This window comes from Candidatus Tisiphia endosymbiont of Nemotelus nigrinus, assembly GCF_964026475.1.
GTDB lineage: Bacteria > Pseudomonadota > Alphaproteobacteria > Rickettsiales > Rickettsiaceae > Tisiphia.
Window position 1 is genome coordinate 1,099,684 of record NZ_OZ032151.1, and the last position, 14,606, is coordinate 1,114,289.

14 protein-coding genes are annotated in these 14,606 nt (G+C 34.1%); 3 read left to right on the forward strand and 11 right to left on the reverse strand.

All coding sequences use genetic code 11. The features are described from left to right. Positions 1-409: 409 nt before the first annotated feature. Entirely contained in the window at positions 410-1,738 is a 1,329-nt protein-coding gene (locus AAGD39_RS05220; RefSeq protein WP_341756048.1) for a reverse transcriptase domain-containing protein, read from the reverse strand. Between the two features lie 1,138 nt (positions 1,739-2,876). On the opposite strand from AAGD39_RS05220, the gene AAGD39_RS05225 reads away from it, so the two are divergent. Next, entirely contained in the window at positions 2,877-2,999 is a 123-nt protein-coding gene (locus AAGD39_RS05225) for a hypothetical protein (protein WP_341756333.1), read from the forward strand. A 25-nt stretch (positions 3,000-3,024) separates the two neighbouring features. Further along, the gene (locus tag AAGD39_RS05230) at positions 3,025-4,266 is read left to right on the forward strand and encodes an MFS transporter (RefSeq protein WP_341756334.1); all 1,242 of its coding nucleotides are present in this window, start codon (positions 3,025-3,027) and stop codon (positions 4,264-4,266) included. Between the two features lie 408 nt (positions 4,267-4,674). Here AAGD39_RS05230 and AAGD39_RS05235 read toward each other — a convergent pair whose 3' ends face one another. After that, on the reverse strand, positions 4,675-5,016 hold the full coding sequence (locus tag AAGD39_RS05235) for a TfoX/Sxy family protein (protein ID WP_341756335.1): 342 nt from the start codon (positions 5,014-5,016) through the stop codon (positions 4,675-4,677). A gap of 139 nt (positions 5,017-5,155) precedes the next feature. On the opposite strand from AAGD39_RS05235, the gene AAGD39_RS05240 reads away from it, so the two are divergent. After that, a complete protein-coding gene (locus AAGD39_RS05240) occupies positions 5,156-5,920 on the forward strand; it encodes an SDR family NAD(P)-dependent oxidoreductase (protein WP_341756336.1) in 765 nt (254 codons plus the stop codon). 193 nt (positions 5,921-6,113) lie between these two features. On the opposite strand, the gene AAGD39_RS05245 is transcribed toward AAGD39_RS05240, so the two are convergent. From AAGD39_RS05245 to rnhA, 9 genes are all read right to left on the reverse strand, one after another. Next, entirely contained in the window at positions 6,114-7,505 is a 1,392-nt protein-coding gene (locus AAGD39_RS05245) for a Ppx/GppA phosphatase family protein (RefSeq protein ID WP_341756337.1), read from the reverse strand. 31 nt (positions 7,506-7,536) lie between these two features. Continuing rightward, entirely contained in the window at positions 7,537-9,321 is a 1,785-nt protein-coding gene (locus AAGD39_RS05250) for a type IV secretory system conjugative DNA transfer family protein (protein WP_341756338.1), read from the reverse strand. Between the two features lie 2 nt (positions 9,322-9,323). After that, positions 9,324-10,316, reverse strand: a complete 993-nt coding sequence (gene virB11 / locus AAGD39_RS05255; protein ID WP_341756339.1) for a P-type DNA transfer ATPase VirB11 — start codon at positions 10,314-10,316, stop codon at positions 9,324-9,326. Next, positions 10,313-11,773, reverse strand: coding sequence for a TrbI/VirB10 family protein (locus tag AAGD39_RS05260; protein WP_341756340.1), 1,461 nt, complete (start codon positions 11,771-11,773; stop codon positions 10,313-10,315). The genes virB11 and AAGD39_RS05260 overlap by 4 nt, the downstream gene beginning before the upstream one ends. Before the next feature lie 180 nt (positions 11,774-11,953). Continuing rightward, a complete protein-coding gene (locus AAGD39_RS05265) occupies positions 11,954-12,331 on the reverse strand; it encodes a TrbG/VirB9 family P-type conjugative transfer protein (protein WP_341757241.1) in 378 nt (125 codons plus the stop codon). Positions 12,332-12,392: 61 nt separating this feature from the next. Further along, entirely contained in the window at positions 12,393-13,124 is a 732-nt protein-coding gene (locus AAGD39_RS05270) for a virB8 family protein (RefSeq protein ID WP_375359841.1), read from the reverse strand. A gap of 100 nt (positions 13,125-13,224) precedes the next feature. Further along, positions 13,225-13,680, reverse strand: a complete 456-nt coding sequence (gene mlaD / locus AAGD39_RS05275; protein WP_341756341.1) for an outer membrane lipid asymmetry maintenance protein MlaD — start codon at positions 13,678-13,680, stop codon at positions 13,225-13,227. Further along, positions 13,680-14,021 (reverse strand): NADH-ubiquinone oxidoreductase subunit NDUFA12 family protein, encoded by a 342-nt coding sequence (locus AAGD39_RS05280; protein ID WP_341756342.1) that lies wholly within the window; start codon positions 14,019-14,021, stop codon positions 13,680-13,682. The genes mlaD and AAGD39_RS05280 overlap by 1 nt, the downstream gene beginning before the upstream one ends. After that, on the reverse strand, positions 14,009-14,506 hold the full coding sequence (gene rnhA / locus AAGD39_RS05285) for a ribonuclease HI (RefSeq protein WP_341756343.1): 498 nt from the start codon (positions 14,504-14,506) through the stop codon (positions 14,009-14,011). The genes AAGD39_RS05280 and rnhA overlap by 13 nt, the downstream gene beginning before the upstream one ends. Positions 14,507-14,606: the final 100 nt, after the last annotated feature.

Consider the following 14,606-nt stretch of genomic DNA (forward strand, 5'->3'; position numbering starts at 1 on the left):
AATTTTAGATTATCTCAAAGTTTATTATTTAATATATCATAATATTTTCTTCCACTAAGTCTTTATATAAATAATAATTAATAATAATCAAGGGGGTGTACGCACAACTGTTGAAAGTTAAAAACTATAACATATTACAGCCTTAAATTACGCATAATCAATAGTTTAACATTCATAATTTTAAATTTACAAGATTAGTACTACAGTTGTAGATTGAGTAAATTCTCTAACCGTCATGTATGGAACTACCCAAAAATGCACGAAAAAAAAATAATACTTGACAGAAAAAAAGCAAATGCACTCATGTATTCGACTTAAGGCTATAGAGTAGACGTAAGCGTTGCCACTTACGCCCCTCGTTAGAACCTCATCGTGCCCTATTAAGGCAATGGGCTCAAGATATCATCATTCACATACTGCCTTGCATTAAGGAGTGGTATATTCTTACCTTTGGTAATGGATTGCATTCGATAAACAGACAAAACTTCTCCCAACTGAATGATTCTCTTTGGCTGCGACGATTTAACCACTTAAACAATGTCTTCACTGATTGCCTTATGAAGCCATTCACTGCTTTAATATTAAAAGTCACACCATAATACTGTATATGCCCTCTCAACTTGCTACAAAAACTTCTCCATATGACATGCAGTTTATGCTTGTTTCTAATGTCCTTACACCAGTCATTGACCTTCTTCAGTTTGGCACTTATTCGTTTACTACAACTCTTTACCTTAGGTATTATTTTACCTTTCCTAGACTTACCAAAATAAAAGGTGAAACCCAAAAAATCAAAAGCCTCTTGCCTTTCGTTCTGAGAAAATTTTCTCTTTGAAAATCTAACCATTTTGGTCTTTTCTTCGTTGAGTTTAAGTTTGTACTTCTCAAGTCGTTTTGCTAAAGCTATTTTTATTCTCTTGGCGTCCTCCTCGTATCTACAACATATTACACCATCATCACAGTAGCGAAATAATGCTACTGTTCCTCTGCAATGTTGCTTTACCACTTCTTCAAACCATTCATCTAAAACATAGTGAGCAAAAATATTTGCAAGGATGGGACTAGCAATGTTTCCTTGAATCGTCCCTTCTTCTTGAACAATCAGTTCTCCTTCAGACAATATTCCAGCTTTAAACATGCGGATTATATATCTTATTAGCTTCTTGTCATGAATTTTCTCTTGCAGCATTTCTATCAATATCCTTCTATCAATAGTACCAAAGAAGTTAGCCAAATCTAGGTCTATTACGCTCTCTACCTCATTGCTATAAAGATGTTGCGTTAATCCTCTTATTGCATCATGACACCCTATTCCCGTTCTGAAACCATAGGAACATTCCAAGAATATTGGCTCATATATACTTTCAAGCACTTTGTGCATCATCTTCTGACATATTTTATCTTCAAAGTTGCTGATACCTAAAGTTCTAGTCTTGCCATTGCTTCCTTCTTTCGGTATTTTTACCTCTCGAATATTGCCCGGTATGTAAGCCATCCTCTTTAGTTTATCAGACAATTTTCCAATATTTTCTGTAAGTTTTAAGCCATAATTAGTTTTGTTTACTCCATCTACTCCAGTTGCTTTCTTAACATCCAGCTCATGATAGCAGACAGCAAGTGCGTTCTCACTAAACAAATGCATGAGGTTGTTAAATCTCTTACTTTTATCCAATGAAGATAACCATGCTATTCTCTTTAGTTTTGTTTCTGTTATTACTTGATAATCTGTTGTTATCATAACATTTCCCTCTAGAGATCGATTTTACCCACCAGCCTTCCCTCCATTGGCATTACCCAATTTCATCAGTACTATGCTGGATCTGACTTCCTATATTTCTTTTCAGCTTCCTCGCTTTTACACTTGTTAGCTAATACTCCTAATTCAGAGAAAATATAGGATATCCCACGTTTATAAATAAACTTTTATTACATGCCATGTTCTCAGACCCCGGAGATCCCATACATATCTGCCTATTTATGATATGTATGTTGTTGCATTCCTGTTTATTGACACAGTCTGCGATCTCAAAAGAAGACATTAACGAGGCTCAATTGCTTCAACCTTACGGCTTACGGCCTATAATATTTCTGTCTACGCTTAACTGACTTTGTTACCAAACTCAGCTCAAGACTCGATACATAGTGTGCTAGGTCAACACTTCTATGGCTGCTCTTGCAACAGCTAGCTTATTTACACTTCGTGGCGCACCAATAATGTGCCTTAGCCCTGATGGAATTCGCTACTAACTTACGAACTTTAACATTATCATTGCGACGGCTTCTATGAGCTATATCCCATTCTGGGACTCCCTATTGTTGTTTTAATACATTAAACATTAAATCTAGAAGAATAACATCTGCTATTCATTCTGTATATAGGGTAGTTCCATACCATTATTGCGAGAAGCCACTTTAGGCGACGAAGCAAAAGTTGCAACAGCACAATGTTTATTTGGATCGCCACGCCACTTCGTGGCTCGCGATGACAATCATTCGTTTCTGTAGTTTAGCTCTTCCTACCATTAATTGTGACTTTTAAATCGCCCTGTAAATTGACTATATTTTTAAATATTGACAAATATTCTCAACTCTACTACAGTAAAACCTTAATTTTAGGTAACAAAGAAAAGACCAGAAATACTAGTGTTGTAAGCAAGGGTATGAGTTTATGAGAATGGGGTGGTAAGTAGGGGGATATAGAGCATTACAATGGCATTCAAAAGGTAGTGGGTTCGATTCCCCCTGGCTCCACCAGATTCTCCAACTTTTTCATGGTTTTTATAATTTCTTAAAAGCATTTTTATTTTGGTTTCCCGCCAAAAATCCCCAAAACTGACCTGCAAAACAGTCTGTTTCTAATCGTTTTTCACGGGGGTATGACAGGATCATTAACTTTTCCTGATGGTTCAGTTGAAAATCATAATGCTATCTTCTATGACTTAGTTGGTAATTTCATCCCACCTGAATGGCAAAACCTTACCAATAATTGTGGTAAATGATTAAGCACAATATAAGAACCTAAATATGCTAACTAGTCGCAAGTACTCTTATTTTATTTGTTTCTTCTTGCTAGGGATAGTGGCGGGAGGAAATTTCTCTTTGGTCTCATTCACTATTCACTACCAATTATCACAAGCAGGATATGCAACTGATATTATTGGTCTAATGTTTCTAACCTCTCTGCCATACTGCCTAAAACCAATATTGGCCCCCTTTATTGATAAATATTCTATACCTATTATATGTAAGAGATTTGGTCAACGTCGTGGATGGGCACTGGCTACACAAGGATGTTTATTAGTTGCTACTAGTGGATTCTTAATTATACACCCCACTGTTAATATAGTTATTACTGCAATTTTAAATTTTACTATTTCCTGTTGTGCAGCAACTCAAGATATTATTTTAGATGCTTATCGTATAGAACACTCCGGAACAAAGGAAGAACTCTCAATTGCCACAACTTTTAGTAATACGGGATTTCGTATAGGAATGCTTATTAATAGTACAGGGGCATTATATGTATCTTGCATCTTTAATTGGCATTTAGTATATCTATGTACCTTTTTTATAACAATGGTAGCCCCGGTAATAATCTTGTACATGCAAGAGCCTGCTACAAAAAAAACGGACCACATTTTTACTAATTTCATTTCATTTACCCAATATTCTCAAGTTATTGGTAAGAGCTTACTATTATTAAAACAAAACCATCCAAATTGGATGTTTATTATGTTGTTTATTTTTCTATATAAAGCAAGTGACTCAATTCCTATGGCAATGAGTTCTCCATTATTTATTGACTTATCCTTTACCTCTCAAGAAATTGCCTCTATTTCCAAAACCTATGGATTCATACTAATGACCTTTGGGGGGATTGTTAGCGGTATTTTAACTGCAAGAATAGGAATATCTCGAAGCCTCTTAATATGCGGTAGTCTACAATTACTATCTCCCTTGATGCTGATGTTTTTATCTATAATAGGTCATGATATAGTTACATTTACTATGACTATTACTGTACAAAATTTCTGTTGTGGGCTTGGTAATACCGCTCTGGTTATTTATTTTTCCAGCTTATGCAATAGCGAATTGATTGCCACGCAATACTCAATTATTTCCTCTTTTAGTTCTTTCATACGTATCATTTTATCCTGTTTGTCTGGTATTTGTGCAAATTATATGGAATGGTCCAATCTTTTTTTATTTACTACGTTATTTAGCATGTTATTTGTATTAGCTTTTTTCAGAATACATAAAATTTAATGATTTTGCTTCTATAAACCAAATTTTAAGACGCAATTCTCATATCTTTTAATTATAATTCTTAATATAAAATATACTAAAAAGAGAATTATTGCTAAGTCTCAGCCAACCCCTTGAACAGATACGATACATGTTCGTGGTCAAAAATTACATCAAAATCCATAAGATTTTTATCTTATTTTGTCAAAAACCTTATGGATTTTCAGAACTTTATAGTCTAACCAAAGAATAATGTTTGTCATCCCTGCAAAAGCAGGGAACTAAAACAACACCTAAAAAGCCCTAAGGTATTATAGATTTCTGTCTACGCAGGAATGACATATTTTGCATTTAAATATAGTATATGTTATATTCTAGGCTTTTGACAGAGCAACTATTTAAAGGACACTCTCCAACAACAATCTGCTATTACCGAGATACTTTTTTATTAGAATTAATAGATGTATCAAATACCATAGAGACTAAATTCGCTAACTTTTCCTCTTGATCTAAAATCTCAGGTAATACTTTCCAATATGATATAGTTATCAACTTATTTGAACTATTATATGTAAATGGTTCAGAGATAAAAGATTTTAAAGACACAACCATGTTGTTATCTATTTTAAAATATAACTCGTTTCTTGCAACTATTCCTATTATTACTCCATCTTTATATATACCATAACTACCAAACATTGCACGAGCAGTGATTTGACCAAAAGGGGCTAGTATATCTTTAATATATTCAACAAATTCATTACTTTTCATAATTAACTACTGATTGATCTGCACAAAAAATCATCATAAGATGTTATACGAGCCTTACTACACTGCCTTCGCTTATCCCTTGTTTTATATTCCAATGCGTAGTATTATTTTAGTATAATTGGTAATTAAGATTAAAACAATGCAACTTTTCAATTTAACAGGCAAAACAGCCCTCATTACAGGAGCAAGTAGCGGTCTAGGAGAGCAATTTTCTCGCCTTCTTTCTACTATGGGGGTACGAACCATATTGGCTAGTAGAAGACTAGATAAACTGCAAACTTTAGCTTCTGAGCTTAGAAACGCTATCGCCCTGGAAATGGATGTAGCAGATAAGATATCTGTTCAAAGAGCCTTTAATATATTAAAAGAACAAGGAGAACTCATAGATATCTGCATTAATAATGCCGGAATTGCAAAACCTACCCCCGTATTTGCATCATGTGAACTAGATGATTTCGAGTCTATTATGCAAACCAATATACTGGGAGTTTGGTATGTTACCAAGAAAGTTGCTAATCATATGAGAAACCATGGAATACATGGAAGTATTATCAATATTAGTAGTGTTAATGGAGCCAACCGGTTACGTGAAAATATCGCTGGTTACTGCGCCTCTAAAGCATCTGTTATCCAAATGACAAAGGCATTAGTCGGAGAGTTGGCAAAAGCACATATTCGAATTAATTGTATTATACCTGGTATATTTCATACACCACTTACAGATTACCGATTAAATACAGAAGAAAAACGTAAAGCAATAGAAGAGCTTACCCCTCTAAATTTTATAGCAGAACCTAGTGACCTTGATGGTGCAATTTTATATCTTGCTTCAAACAAAGCATCTCGCTATGTTACAGGCTCATGTATTACCGTTGATGGTGGTGCTTCCTGGGGAGGTAAGTAAGAAGGGCAATTTAAAAGCCGCGGAAGAAACCGTCTGAAAATCCCAAACGTCAGTGCGAGAAACCACTTTAGTCGCTTAAAGTAACTACTCGTTATGACAGTTAGAGAACAGCTTTTTTCCTTAAATTGGTATATTATGTCAAATTACATTTTCACTACAAAATAAAAAATGTAGGGTGAGATTCTTTGTTATTTCAACAAATATTTTTTCGTACAAAACCTATAGTTTTCAGACGATCACACACTTTTTCAAACACCATTTTTGGTAGGATATTTAATGTAGCAATTTCAATATATCCATTATCTTTTAAATCAAGAGAAAAAGATGGTGACTGAAATTCTGGTCCATCAATTTCTCTAGCAATTTTTATAAAATTACCTATTATATGGCTGTTACAATAATCATACGAATTAATCATTCTTTTTGTCAATCTATTAATATATGTATCGCTTCTTGATGTATAGGTAAGTGCAAGAGCGTTACTCAGCATCAATCTTTGACGGTGATTAAAAGGAATATCTGAAGCTAAAATAAATTCAACAATAAAACTAGAACGCAGTGTTCTATCAATATTCTTATTATATTGTGCAAGCATCATGACCAAAGCAATTATACTAATTGTCATAGCATCTGGTTGAATTAAGATAGGTTTGATAACTTCTGTATAATTTTTGATATTACAAGTAGTCTCGTCAAAATTTACCAATGTCTTGATTCGTTCATAAATAATATCTTTTTGCTGTTCTTCTTCAGGAAGACAAGAAAATCTAACACCTTCTTTTAAACCATAATTTGAAATTATCACCTTTTCCGGTAAAAAGACATTGAGCATAGATTTTGCCACTAAGATTGCATTACCATGAATTCTTGACTTGTGTTGTGTTCTCAGCATATTAACATGGGCCAATCTTTCAAGATATAGCTCAAATTCCTTACGGTTTATTTCAAGGTTATGTAAATTTTTAAGAGGATAATGAACAAACTTCATATAAGAACGTCCAATTAATCTTAAAGCCCCTCCTATTAAATATAAGTTTGGGCAATGTAATCCTTCAAACTCTTTCTTGATCATTTGATTAATTATATTAATATCGTCAAAATGATTATTAGTGATTAGACCAGTACCTAAAGGTAGAGACTTTAAGATACCCACCTTTTTATCTTTGATGTGTGCAAGCTCAAGACTGCCACCCCCTAAGTCTGCTGCGATGCCACAAGCATCATTAATACCAGAAATTAATCCGGCAGCTGTAAGATAAGCCTCACGATCACCCGAAATAACTTCAATATTAATATTAAATTTTCTCTTAACTATCTCTCTAAATTCTTCTGCTCTTGGATGCCCTCTAAGTATAGCAGTAGCAACACATTTAACATCTGTTACTGATAACCTATCAAAAATATGTACAAAATATTGTAACGACAAATATGCTTGATGCTTCACTTCTAAATTATCTAGATTAAGTAAATTAATAATATCACTTTTAAATTTATCATTAAAAATTTCTGGAGCTCCAAGTCTATCACATTCATAAACTACAGCTCTTACGGCATTATAGCCAATGTCAATAATAGCTGAGCGCATAGATACTTATCTTACTTCTTACTTAAAAAAATTAATCTTCTTTAGTGGTAGAATCTGCAGTGCTAGAACTTACATTTTCTTGCTCTTCGCCTATATTATTTTTGTTTGGATCATAAGGTTTTTGAGTTGGAATAAATGTAGGGGGTAATAGCCTATTTGTAAAGAACTTATCTTCATAATACTTAATTTTTAAAGATTTTATAGGCGGGAAAGATTCAATTAAAACAATTTGTTCATCTTTTGGCAGTTGAATTACTTCCTGAGGTAAAAGCAGAGCCCTTGAAACTTGCGATACATTCTGAGTTCTTGTTGAAATATTAAGATCAAAAAATATTGGTTTACTATAAGATCGTTGTTCAACTGTTTTATTACCAACTAGCTGAGATATTAAGTTAGCTGTTTCATAATTATTAGCTGCAAAAGTAATACGATATGTAGAATTTGACAGAAACGAATTCATGCCAGCATCCTCATAAGTTCCTTTGAGCTGTTGGGTATCTTGGATAATCAAGAATAGGCGAACTCTATATCCCCTGAAGAATGCGATACCAGCCTTAAACGTTTCCATTTTGCCTAAAGTAGGGAATTCATCAAGCAAGAACATCACCCCATAAGGTTCTTCTTTTAGATCGGGCATTTTACGACTTAAAAATTCTGTAGCTTGCTGGTAAAAAACCTGCATCAATTTTTGCAAACGTTGTATATTATCAGGAGTTAGACCAACATACACTGTTGTTTTAATCTTCTTAAACTCAAGTATATTAAAGTCAGATGAGGCAGTAGCAGCATCAATAAGGGGATTTGCCCATAGTTCTAAAGAGGAGTTCATTGTCGAGATAACACCTGAACGTTCTTTATCTGCTTTTTGTAAAAATGCCGCTATATTCATATAAGCAACAGGATGTATCACTTTGCCTAAAGTATCTAGAACTACTGCTAAATTATACACTACATCATCACTACGCATGGTTCTAACCACTTCGCCAAAAGATTTAGTTTTTGTCGGATCAGCAATCAAGTATAGCACCACACCAAGAAATAAACTGCGGGCCTCATTATTCCAAAAATCTTTTTCAGGCATAATAAGATTTGAGATTTTTTGTACGTCATCCACCATTTGACCTGGTTTGGTACTTACCCAATCTATCGGATTATAACAATGAGTTATCCCATCAGGATTTGATGGTTCCCAAACAAATACACGTTGCCCTTGTTTTTGCCGCCAACCACTTGTAAAACCATGATTCTCTAGCTTAATATCATGCACTATTATAGAGTGTTCCCAAAATAATAAATTAGGAATAACAAATCCTACGCCTTTACCTGAACCGGTTGGAGCAAAAAGCAAAGCATGCTGAAACCCTTCAGCAACAAAATATCCACCACTATTAGTACCAAGTAACATACCATGTTTTGTACGTAAACCAGCTCTACTTATATCATCTTCAGTAGCCCAACTAGCATCACCATAGACTTTTTCCGGCTGAGTAAAAAATTGCAAACTTTTTATTCTTTTAAAATTCTTCCAGTAGAATATGATAACTATAATTGTTGGCATAGTTAGGGCTAATATTAACTTAATTTTTAAGTAATTATACGCTTGGAGAGTTAATTGCGACCACACACTAATTAACCAATAAGACCACTTATAAGCTATATCTATGGCTACTAAGTCAACATTTAGGACTTTAGTTTCGTTGGTAATGAATGCAACTATTGCTCCACTGATCCATATCGTGCAAAATATTACTAATGGGTGTATTATAGCGTGTCCAAAGATGTTACGAACAAGTTTTTGTATTTTATGCCATTCCATCGTTATCCTTGCCTATTCTTACTATAGTATATTTCCGAGACATATCTTTTACCACCACTACCTCGCTTCAATTGTACCACAATATCGACGACCGCTAATATATATTTTTTTACTTTATCTGGTGGCATACCTAAACTAGCTTGCATCACCATTAACTTAAGCTGTTCTATAGCCATGGTTGGTGCATCAGCATGTAAAGTAGATATAGAACCAGGATGCCCTGTATTAATGGCTCGTAAGAAACTAAATGCCTCAGCCCCCCTAAGTTCACCGACAATAATTCTATCAGGTCTTAGGCGTAAACATGCTTCAATCAAATCCTGAGTAGTAACTTTTGCACGACCTTGTCCCCCTTTTGAAGCTAGGAGGTGTAATTTATTAGGATGGTTTGTTAAGATTACCTCTCGTGCATCTTCCACAGTGATTAATCGTTCGCTATTTGGAATTTCTGCTAATGCAGCGTTAGTAAAGGTTGTTTTACCAGTTGATGTACCACCACTAATAATAATATTTTTCTTAGAAATTACCGCATGCCGAATAAATTCTTTTATTTTATTTTCTTTTAGATAGTTGTTTAATACTGCTTCATTCTCGTCAATCAGTTCCCCAGTAGATGTTGAATCAAAAGCTCCCATCTTGTCATATTGATCTAATGTAAGATTCATTGTACTACCTTTCCTGATAGCATAACCAACATATCCCGGCTCACAAGCAGGAGGAAACACTATTTGGATACGATAACCATTAGGTAGTGAGGCGGAAAGTAAAGGCCTTTCTTCGGAAATCATCTGATCAGTTGACTGAGCTACCAACCTACCAAGCGATATAAGATGTTCGAAATCAAGTTCAGGTACTGATTTGCAAAATTGGTCTCCTTTTTTCTCAACCCATACTTCTCCTGGTTTGTTTACCATGATCTCATTAACACCATCCTCTGCGAACAGTTCTTTAAATGGTAATAGGAAAGTCTCTAACGCAGCAAAATTATCACTCATTTTATCAATCTTGATTTTCTTAATACAGCTTGAGGAAATTTATAATCTTTATTGACATAAATCCTTATTAACGTACCTTGATCTATGGTAATAGTTGATTTAAGTGCCTGTTGCTGCATCATATCTTTCATAGTATTGCTGACGTCAGTAAAAGCTTGTTTTGAGGCTGTTTGTGCCTGGGTTGGAGTGGCAGCATTTGCTGTACTAGATAACAAACTAGCTGCTGCACTAGTTACTGCACTCATTAATGCAATAAGTCTTTGACCAGGTTGCGATCCAGTTGGATTGTGAGCAGTACTACAAGCCTGCATCATGGAAGTATATGCTGTTGAGGTTTTATCAGTAATGGCATTCATCACACTAGTACAGATCTGTGAAATTTTAACATCCTCAGTACCAGGACCATTATTAATACTTTGTGCTAAATTTTGTATATTAGCAGCGATAGCAGCATTAGCAGCAACAACTTGCGAATTAACTGGTGGAGCTACCACTTTGTCAAGAGCATTGGCAAGTGCAATATTAAATGCTGATGATAATACAGCGTTGGTTAATCGTTCTTTAAATTTATTATCTACTCTTCCCTGCTCGCCTTTTCTTCCAAGATTATCAACAGCTAAAGCATCTAAATTAATGGTATAACCACTTGATAGATCAATACGATTCCATATTATGGAAATCCGACCATATGCTCCATCAGTACCAGTTGCATAAACACCAAAAATCTTTGATCCTTTAGGAATTAAAATAATTTTCTCCTTTTCAGAGAATACATCTCTGCTAATTATTGCCCTTATTTCTCCACCTAAATCACTGTTAATAGCAGTCTCTAATACTGCTTCCATTATCTTGCCACGAGCAAGAACAAATGCCATATCTCCCCGATCTTGAAAATTTGCTTCTTCGGCAATTTGACTCGGTGTTTTTTTCTCTGGAACTCCTGCAATTAATACTATAGCAGATTTTCTCTTTGCTTCACGACGGTTCTTTTCTTCTTCACTTTCAGTTAACTTCCCAGGAAGAGGTGATGGCGTAACAGCAGGAAGAGTAGCATTACTATCTCCTGAAGGAAGTGGTAAAGGAACTGTTGGTATATCAGTAACTTTAGGGGGAATAGGTTGTGGAGGAGGTGGTGGCGGTGGACGCTCCACAGGCACTTCAAGCTTAGGAGCTTCTGGTAATTTTGGAATTTCTGGTATATTTTTAGAGTTATCTTGTGTTGCTTTAGTAATATCAGTAGGCACTGACGGAGCCACTACCACCTCAGATGGTTTATTATCACTAATAAAAAGTTTAAAAAAAATAAATATAAAAACAGCAGAAATGACAAGCAAAATCGCAATACTTTGCTTAGGATTAGTGGCAACTTTTGATAGCTCATTTTGAACTTCTGGTATATCTTGTTCCTCTGTACCAGGTACACTGATTTGAGAAGTGGTATTATCTTGTTCTGCCATGTTAAATTAATATCAATTTATAAAAAAATCATCTATAGCTAACCCGATTAGCATTTAGTCATAATAAATTGATGTTATTGCGAAACCAAGTAGTGGTTGTGGCAATCCATTTCTGAACACTTTTATGGATTGCTTCGTTGACTTACGTTTTCTCGCAATGACATCTAGAACCTATAAGGGTTACTGTGAGGTAGTAAAGGCTTTCTTAGGGTAATAAAATCTAACTACATACACCAAGTCCTTTTCACGTCCTTCTTCCAATTCTTTGGATACAACATCGAATTGGTAAGTCCTTTTATTAGTTATTATAGTCATATTTGTTCTAATATTTTTCTCCAATGGCTTAATGAATAATCTGTTTGCCAACGGAGTCATTTTCCAAGCATACGATTCTCCTAGAACAATATTTTGTATCTCCTCATTTTTGGCAAATTCTATACTTGACTGAAAGCCAAAATGTAGAACTAATAAATAAACCTCATTAGGATTATGTATATAAGTTTTAATTCTGTTATCAGTAGTTATGGTTAGGTCATCTAAATCATTATCTATATGCATATCACTTGTATAAGCATTGGCAATAACCGAATACAATAATATTACCGTTGTGAAAAGAAGTCTAGCTATTATCATCATCTACCCTGTAATCATTAATTTGGAAACCTACCGGATTAATATCTCGCTCTGCATCTGTTAATTCCATTGGAACATACGCAAAACTTACCACAGCTATTCTATTATAAACCTTTTTATCACCTGTTGTTTCATTAATAGAGAACCTAACTATATATTTATTCTTATTTTCTTTCAAATTTTCTTGCAACTTTGACCAAGATTTAATTATTAAGAAAGTTGTGTTATTTTGAGCATACCTTAAAACTGGGTCTATATCTTTATTTTTTATGTAGCCGAGATAGTTATAATATACCGAGCTTGAAGATAATAATCTAATACTTCTTCGTGCTTCAGTATCAAAATCAACAGGATTATAGGTTTCTCTAGCTATTAGGTATTTTTTTATAAAATATCTTGAAAGTGCATCATTGCCACTTAATATCTCCGAAGATATTGGATTAACAATCGTTGCTGCTCCGGTGCTATTATCAATTTGGATAACAAAAGGGCTAAACTCTCTTGAATTTATTACTATAGTTATCGCTGCTATAAATGCCATTATCAGGAAGAGCAACAATATAGATATTACCAACAAGATATTACGTTGGACAACTAGCTTATCAGATTTTTCTTCGTACCAATTCTTGGTAACCTTAACAAAATTACCAGACTGAACATTTTGAGGTTCTATCATAGAATTGGTAGGTGATTTTAGTGTATTTAATATATTAGCCAACTTAAACATTGTGATTATAACTTATTTCATTTGTAATATAATAACCCTTATCACTACAATTATACACTAATTTGCAATGTACACTAATAGGATTTTAATATTATTTATTTTTACTACCAAAGGAATAAATTAACTTACCTATCAGGGATTCAATATTAACCGCCGACTGGGTGTGTTTTATTTGTTCGCCTATTGCCAAATTTTCCTCAGATGAACCAGGGGTTACTGATATATATCTACTACCAAATATTCCGCTTGTAACTATTGCTACACTAGTGTCTTTAGGCAATTTTATATCATTATTGATGCAAATTGTTAATAAAGCAAAGAAACTAGTTTTATCTAGAGTTATGTTGGTTACTGATCCTATTTTTACACCAGCTAACATCACGTCACTTCCCTTAACTACCCCCTCAGCATTTTGGAAATTTGCTTTAAGCGTATACCCAGATTCGATTCTTGATGAGTTACCAATTTTATAAGCAAAAATAAAAAAGCCTATAGCAACTAATATTACTATAAAGCCAACTAAAGTTTCTATAATATTCTGTTTCATTATTTTGATTTACCTAAAGGTTGCCACCTATTATATTCAGTTTTGGTTGTAGTATTTTTTACTCGCTTATGTGACAAACTAGTACCAGTAATATTAGGAAGATAATCTTGTTGCCAATCGAATTTACCATTATTGATTGGCACTTCATTGATCATATAATGTAGCCAAGCATGCCACATAGGCGGAACTTTTGATGCTTCTACTTTACCTTTATAAACCACCTGTCTTCTAGCCTGCCCTAAATAATCCAGCTTTTTACTTTCGTAATATTTGTTGCCAAATTGATCTTTTCCAATTCTTCTGGAGAAAATAGGTATAAAAAAATTATCTATGAATGACATTTGAGTATTTTTATAGCAGTTTCTTTTCCCTTTGCAGCTAGTCTATCAGCTATCTCATTACCTTCATTATTACCATGACCTTTAATCCAACTCCAAATAATAGAGTGTTTACCTAGCTCGTCGTACAATTTTTTCCATAAATCAACATTCTTGATAGGATCATTGTTGTTTTTATGCCAGTTATTTTTTATCCATGTGTTAATCCACTGAGTTATTCCAAGCTGTAAATATTTACTATCTGTATAAAGTTCTACACAGCATGATTTTTTAAGAATTTTTAACGCTTCAATTGCTGCTGTCATTTCCATGCGGTTATTAGTGGTGTGTAGTTCATGACCAAATATCTCCTTACAAACTCCATTAAACTGTAACAATGCTCCCCAACCACCCGGTCCAGGGTTACCTGAACAAGCTCCATCAGTGTATATAATAACTTTTGGTAGAGAAGCTTGACTCTTTAGAATATTGAAGTTTTGTAGATTCATCGATATTACTGTACTTATTGCGAATCATTTTGCTCATCCTGAACTTGTTTCAGGATATACTTACACACCAAAAGATCCTGAAATAAATTCAGGATGACTA

Excerpts from the sequence above, each read along its gene's own strand:
- virB11 (WP_341756339.1), bottom strand. The coding sequence starts at position 10,316 with ATGAGTGATAATTTTGCTGCGTTAGAGACTTTCCTATTACCATTTAAA.
- AAGD39_RS05225 (WP_341756333.1), top strand. The coding sequence starts at position 2,877 with ATGACAGGATCATTAACTTTTCCTGATGGTTCAGTTGAAAATCATAAT.
- rnhA (WP_341756343.1), bottom strand. The coding sequence starts at position 14,506 with ATGAATCTACAAAACTTCAATATTCTAAAGAGTCAAGCTTCTCTACCA.
- AAGD39_RS05265 (WP_341757241.1), bottom strand. The coding sequence starts at position 12,331 with ATGCATATAGATAATGATTTAGATGACCTAACCATAACTACTGATAAC.
- mlaD (WP_341756341.1), bottom strand. The coding sequence starts at position 13,680 with ATGAAACAGAATATTATAGAAACTTTAGTTGGCTTTATAGTAATATTA.
- AAGD39_RS05280 (WP_341756342.1), bottom strand. The coding sequence starts at position 14,021 with ATGTCATTCATAGATAATTTTTTTATACCTATTTTCTCCAGAAGAATT.
- AAGD39_RS05240 (WP_341756336.1), top strand. The coding sequence starts at position 5,156 with ATGCAACTTTTCAATTTAACAGGCAAAACAGCCCTCATTACAGGAGCA.
- AAGD39_RS05235 (WP_341756335.1), bottom strand. The coding sequence starts at position 5,016 with ATGAAAAGTAATGAATTTGTTGAATATATTAAAGATATACTAGCCCCT.
- AAGD39_RS05250 (WP_341756338.1), bottom strand. The coding sequence starts at position 9,321 with ATGGAATGGCATAAAATACAAAAACTTGTTCGTAACATCTTTGGACAC.
- AAGD39_RS05220 (WP_341756048.1), bottom strand. The coding sequence starts at position 1,738 with ATGATAACAACAGATTATCAAGTAATAACAGAAACAAAACTAAAGAGA.
- AAGD39_RS05230 (WP_341756334.1), top strand. The coding sequence starts at position 3,025 with ATGCTAACTAGTCGCAAGTACTCTTATTTTATTTGTTTCTTCTTGCTA.
- AAGD39_RS05260 (WP_341756340.1), bottom strand. The coding sequence starts at position 11,773 with ATGGCAGAACAAGATAATACCACTTCTCAAATCAGTGTACCTGGTACA.
- AAGD39_RS05245 (WP_341756337.1), bottom strand. The coding sequence starts at position 7,505 with ATGCGCTCAGCTATTATTGACATTGGCTATAATGCCGTAAGAGCTGTA.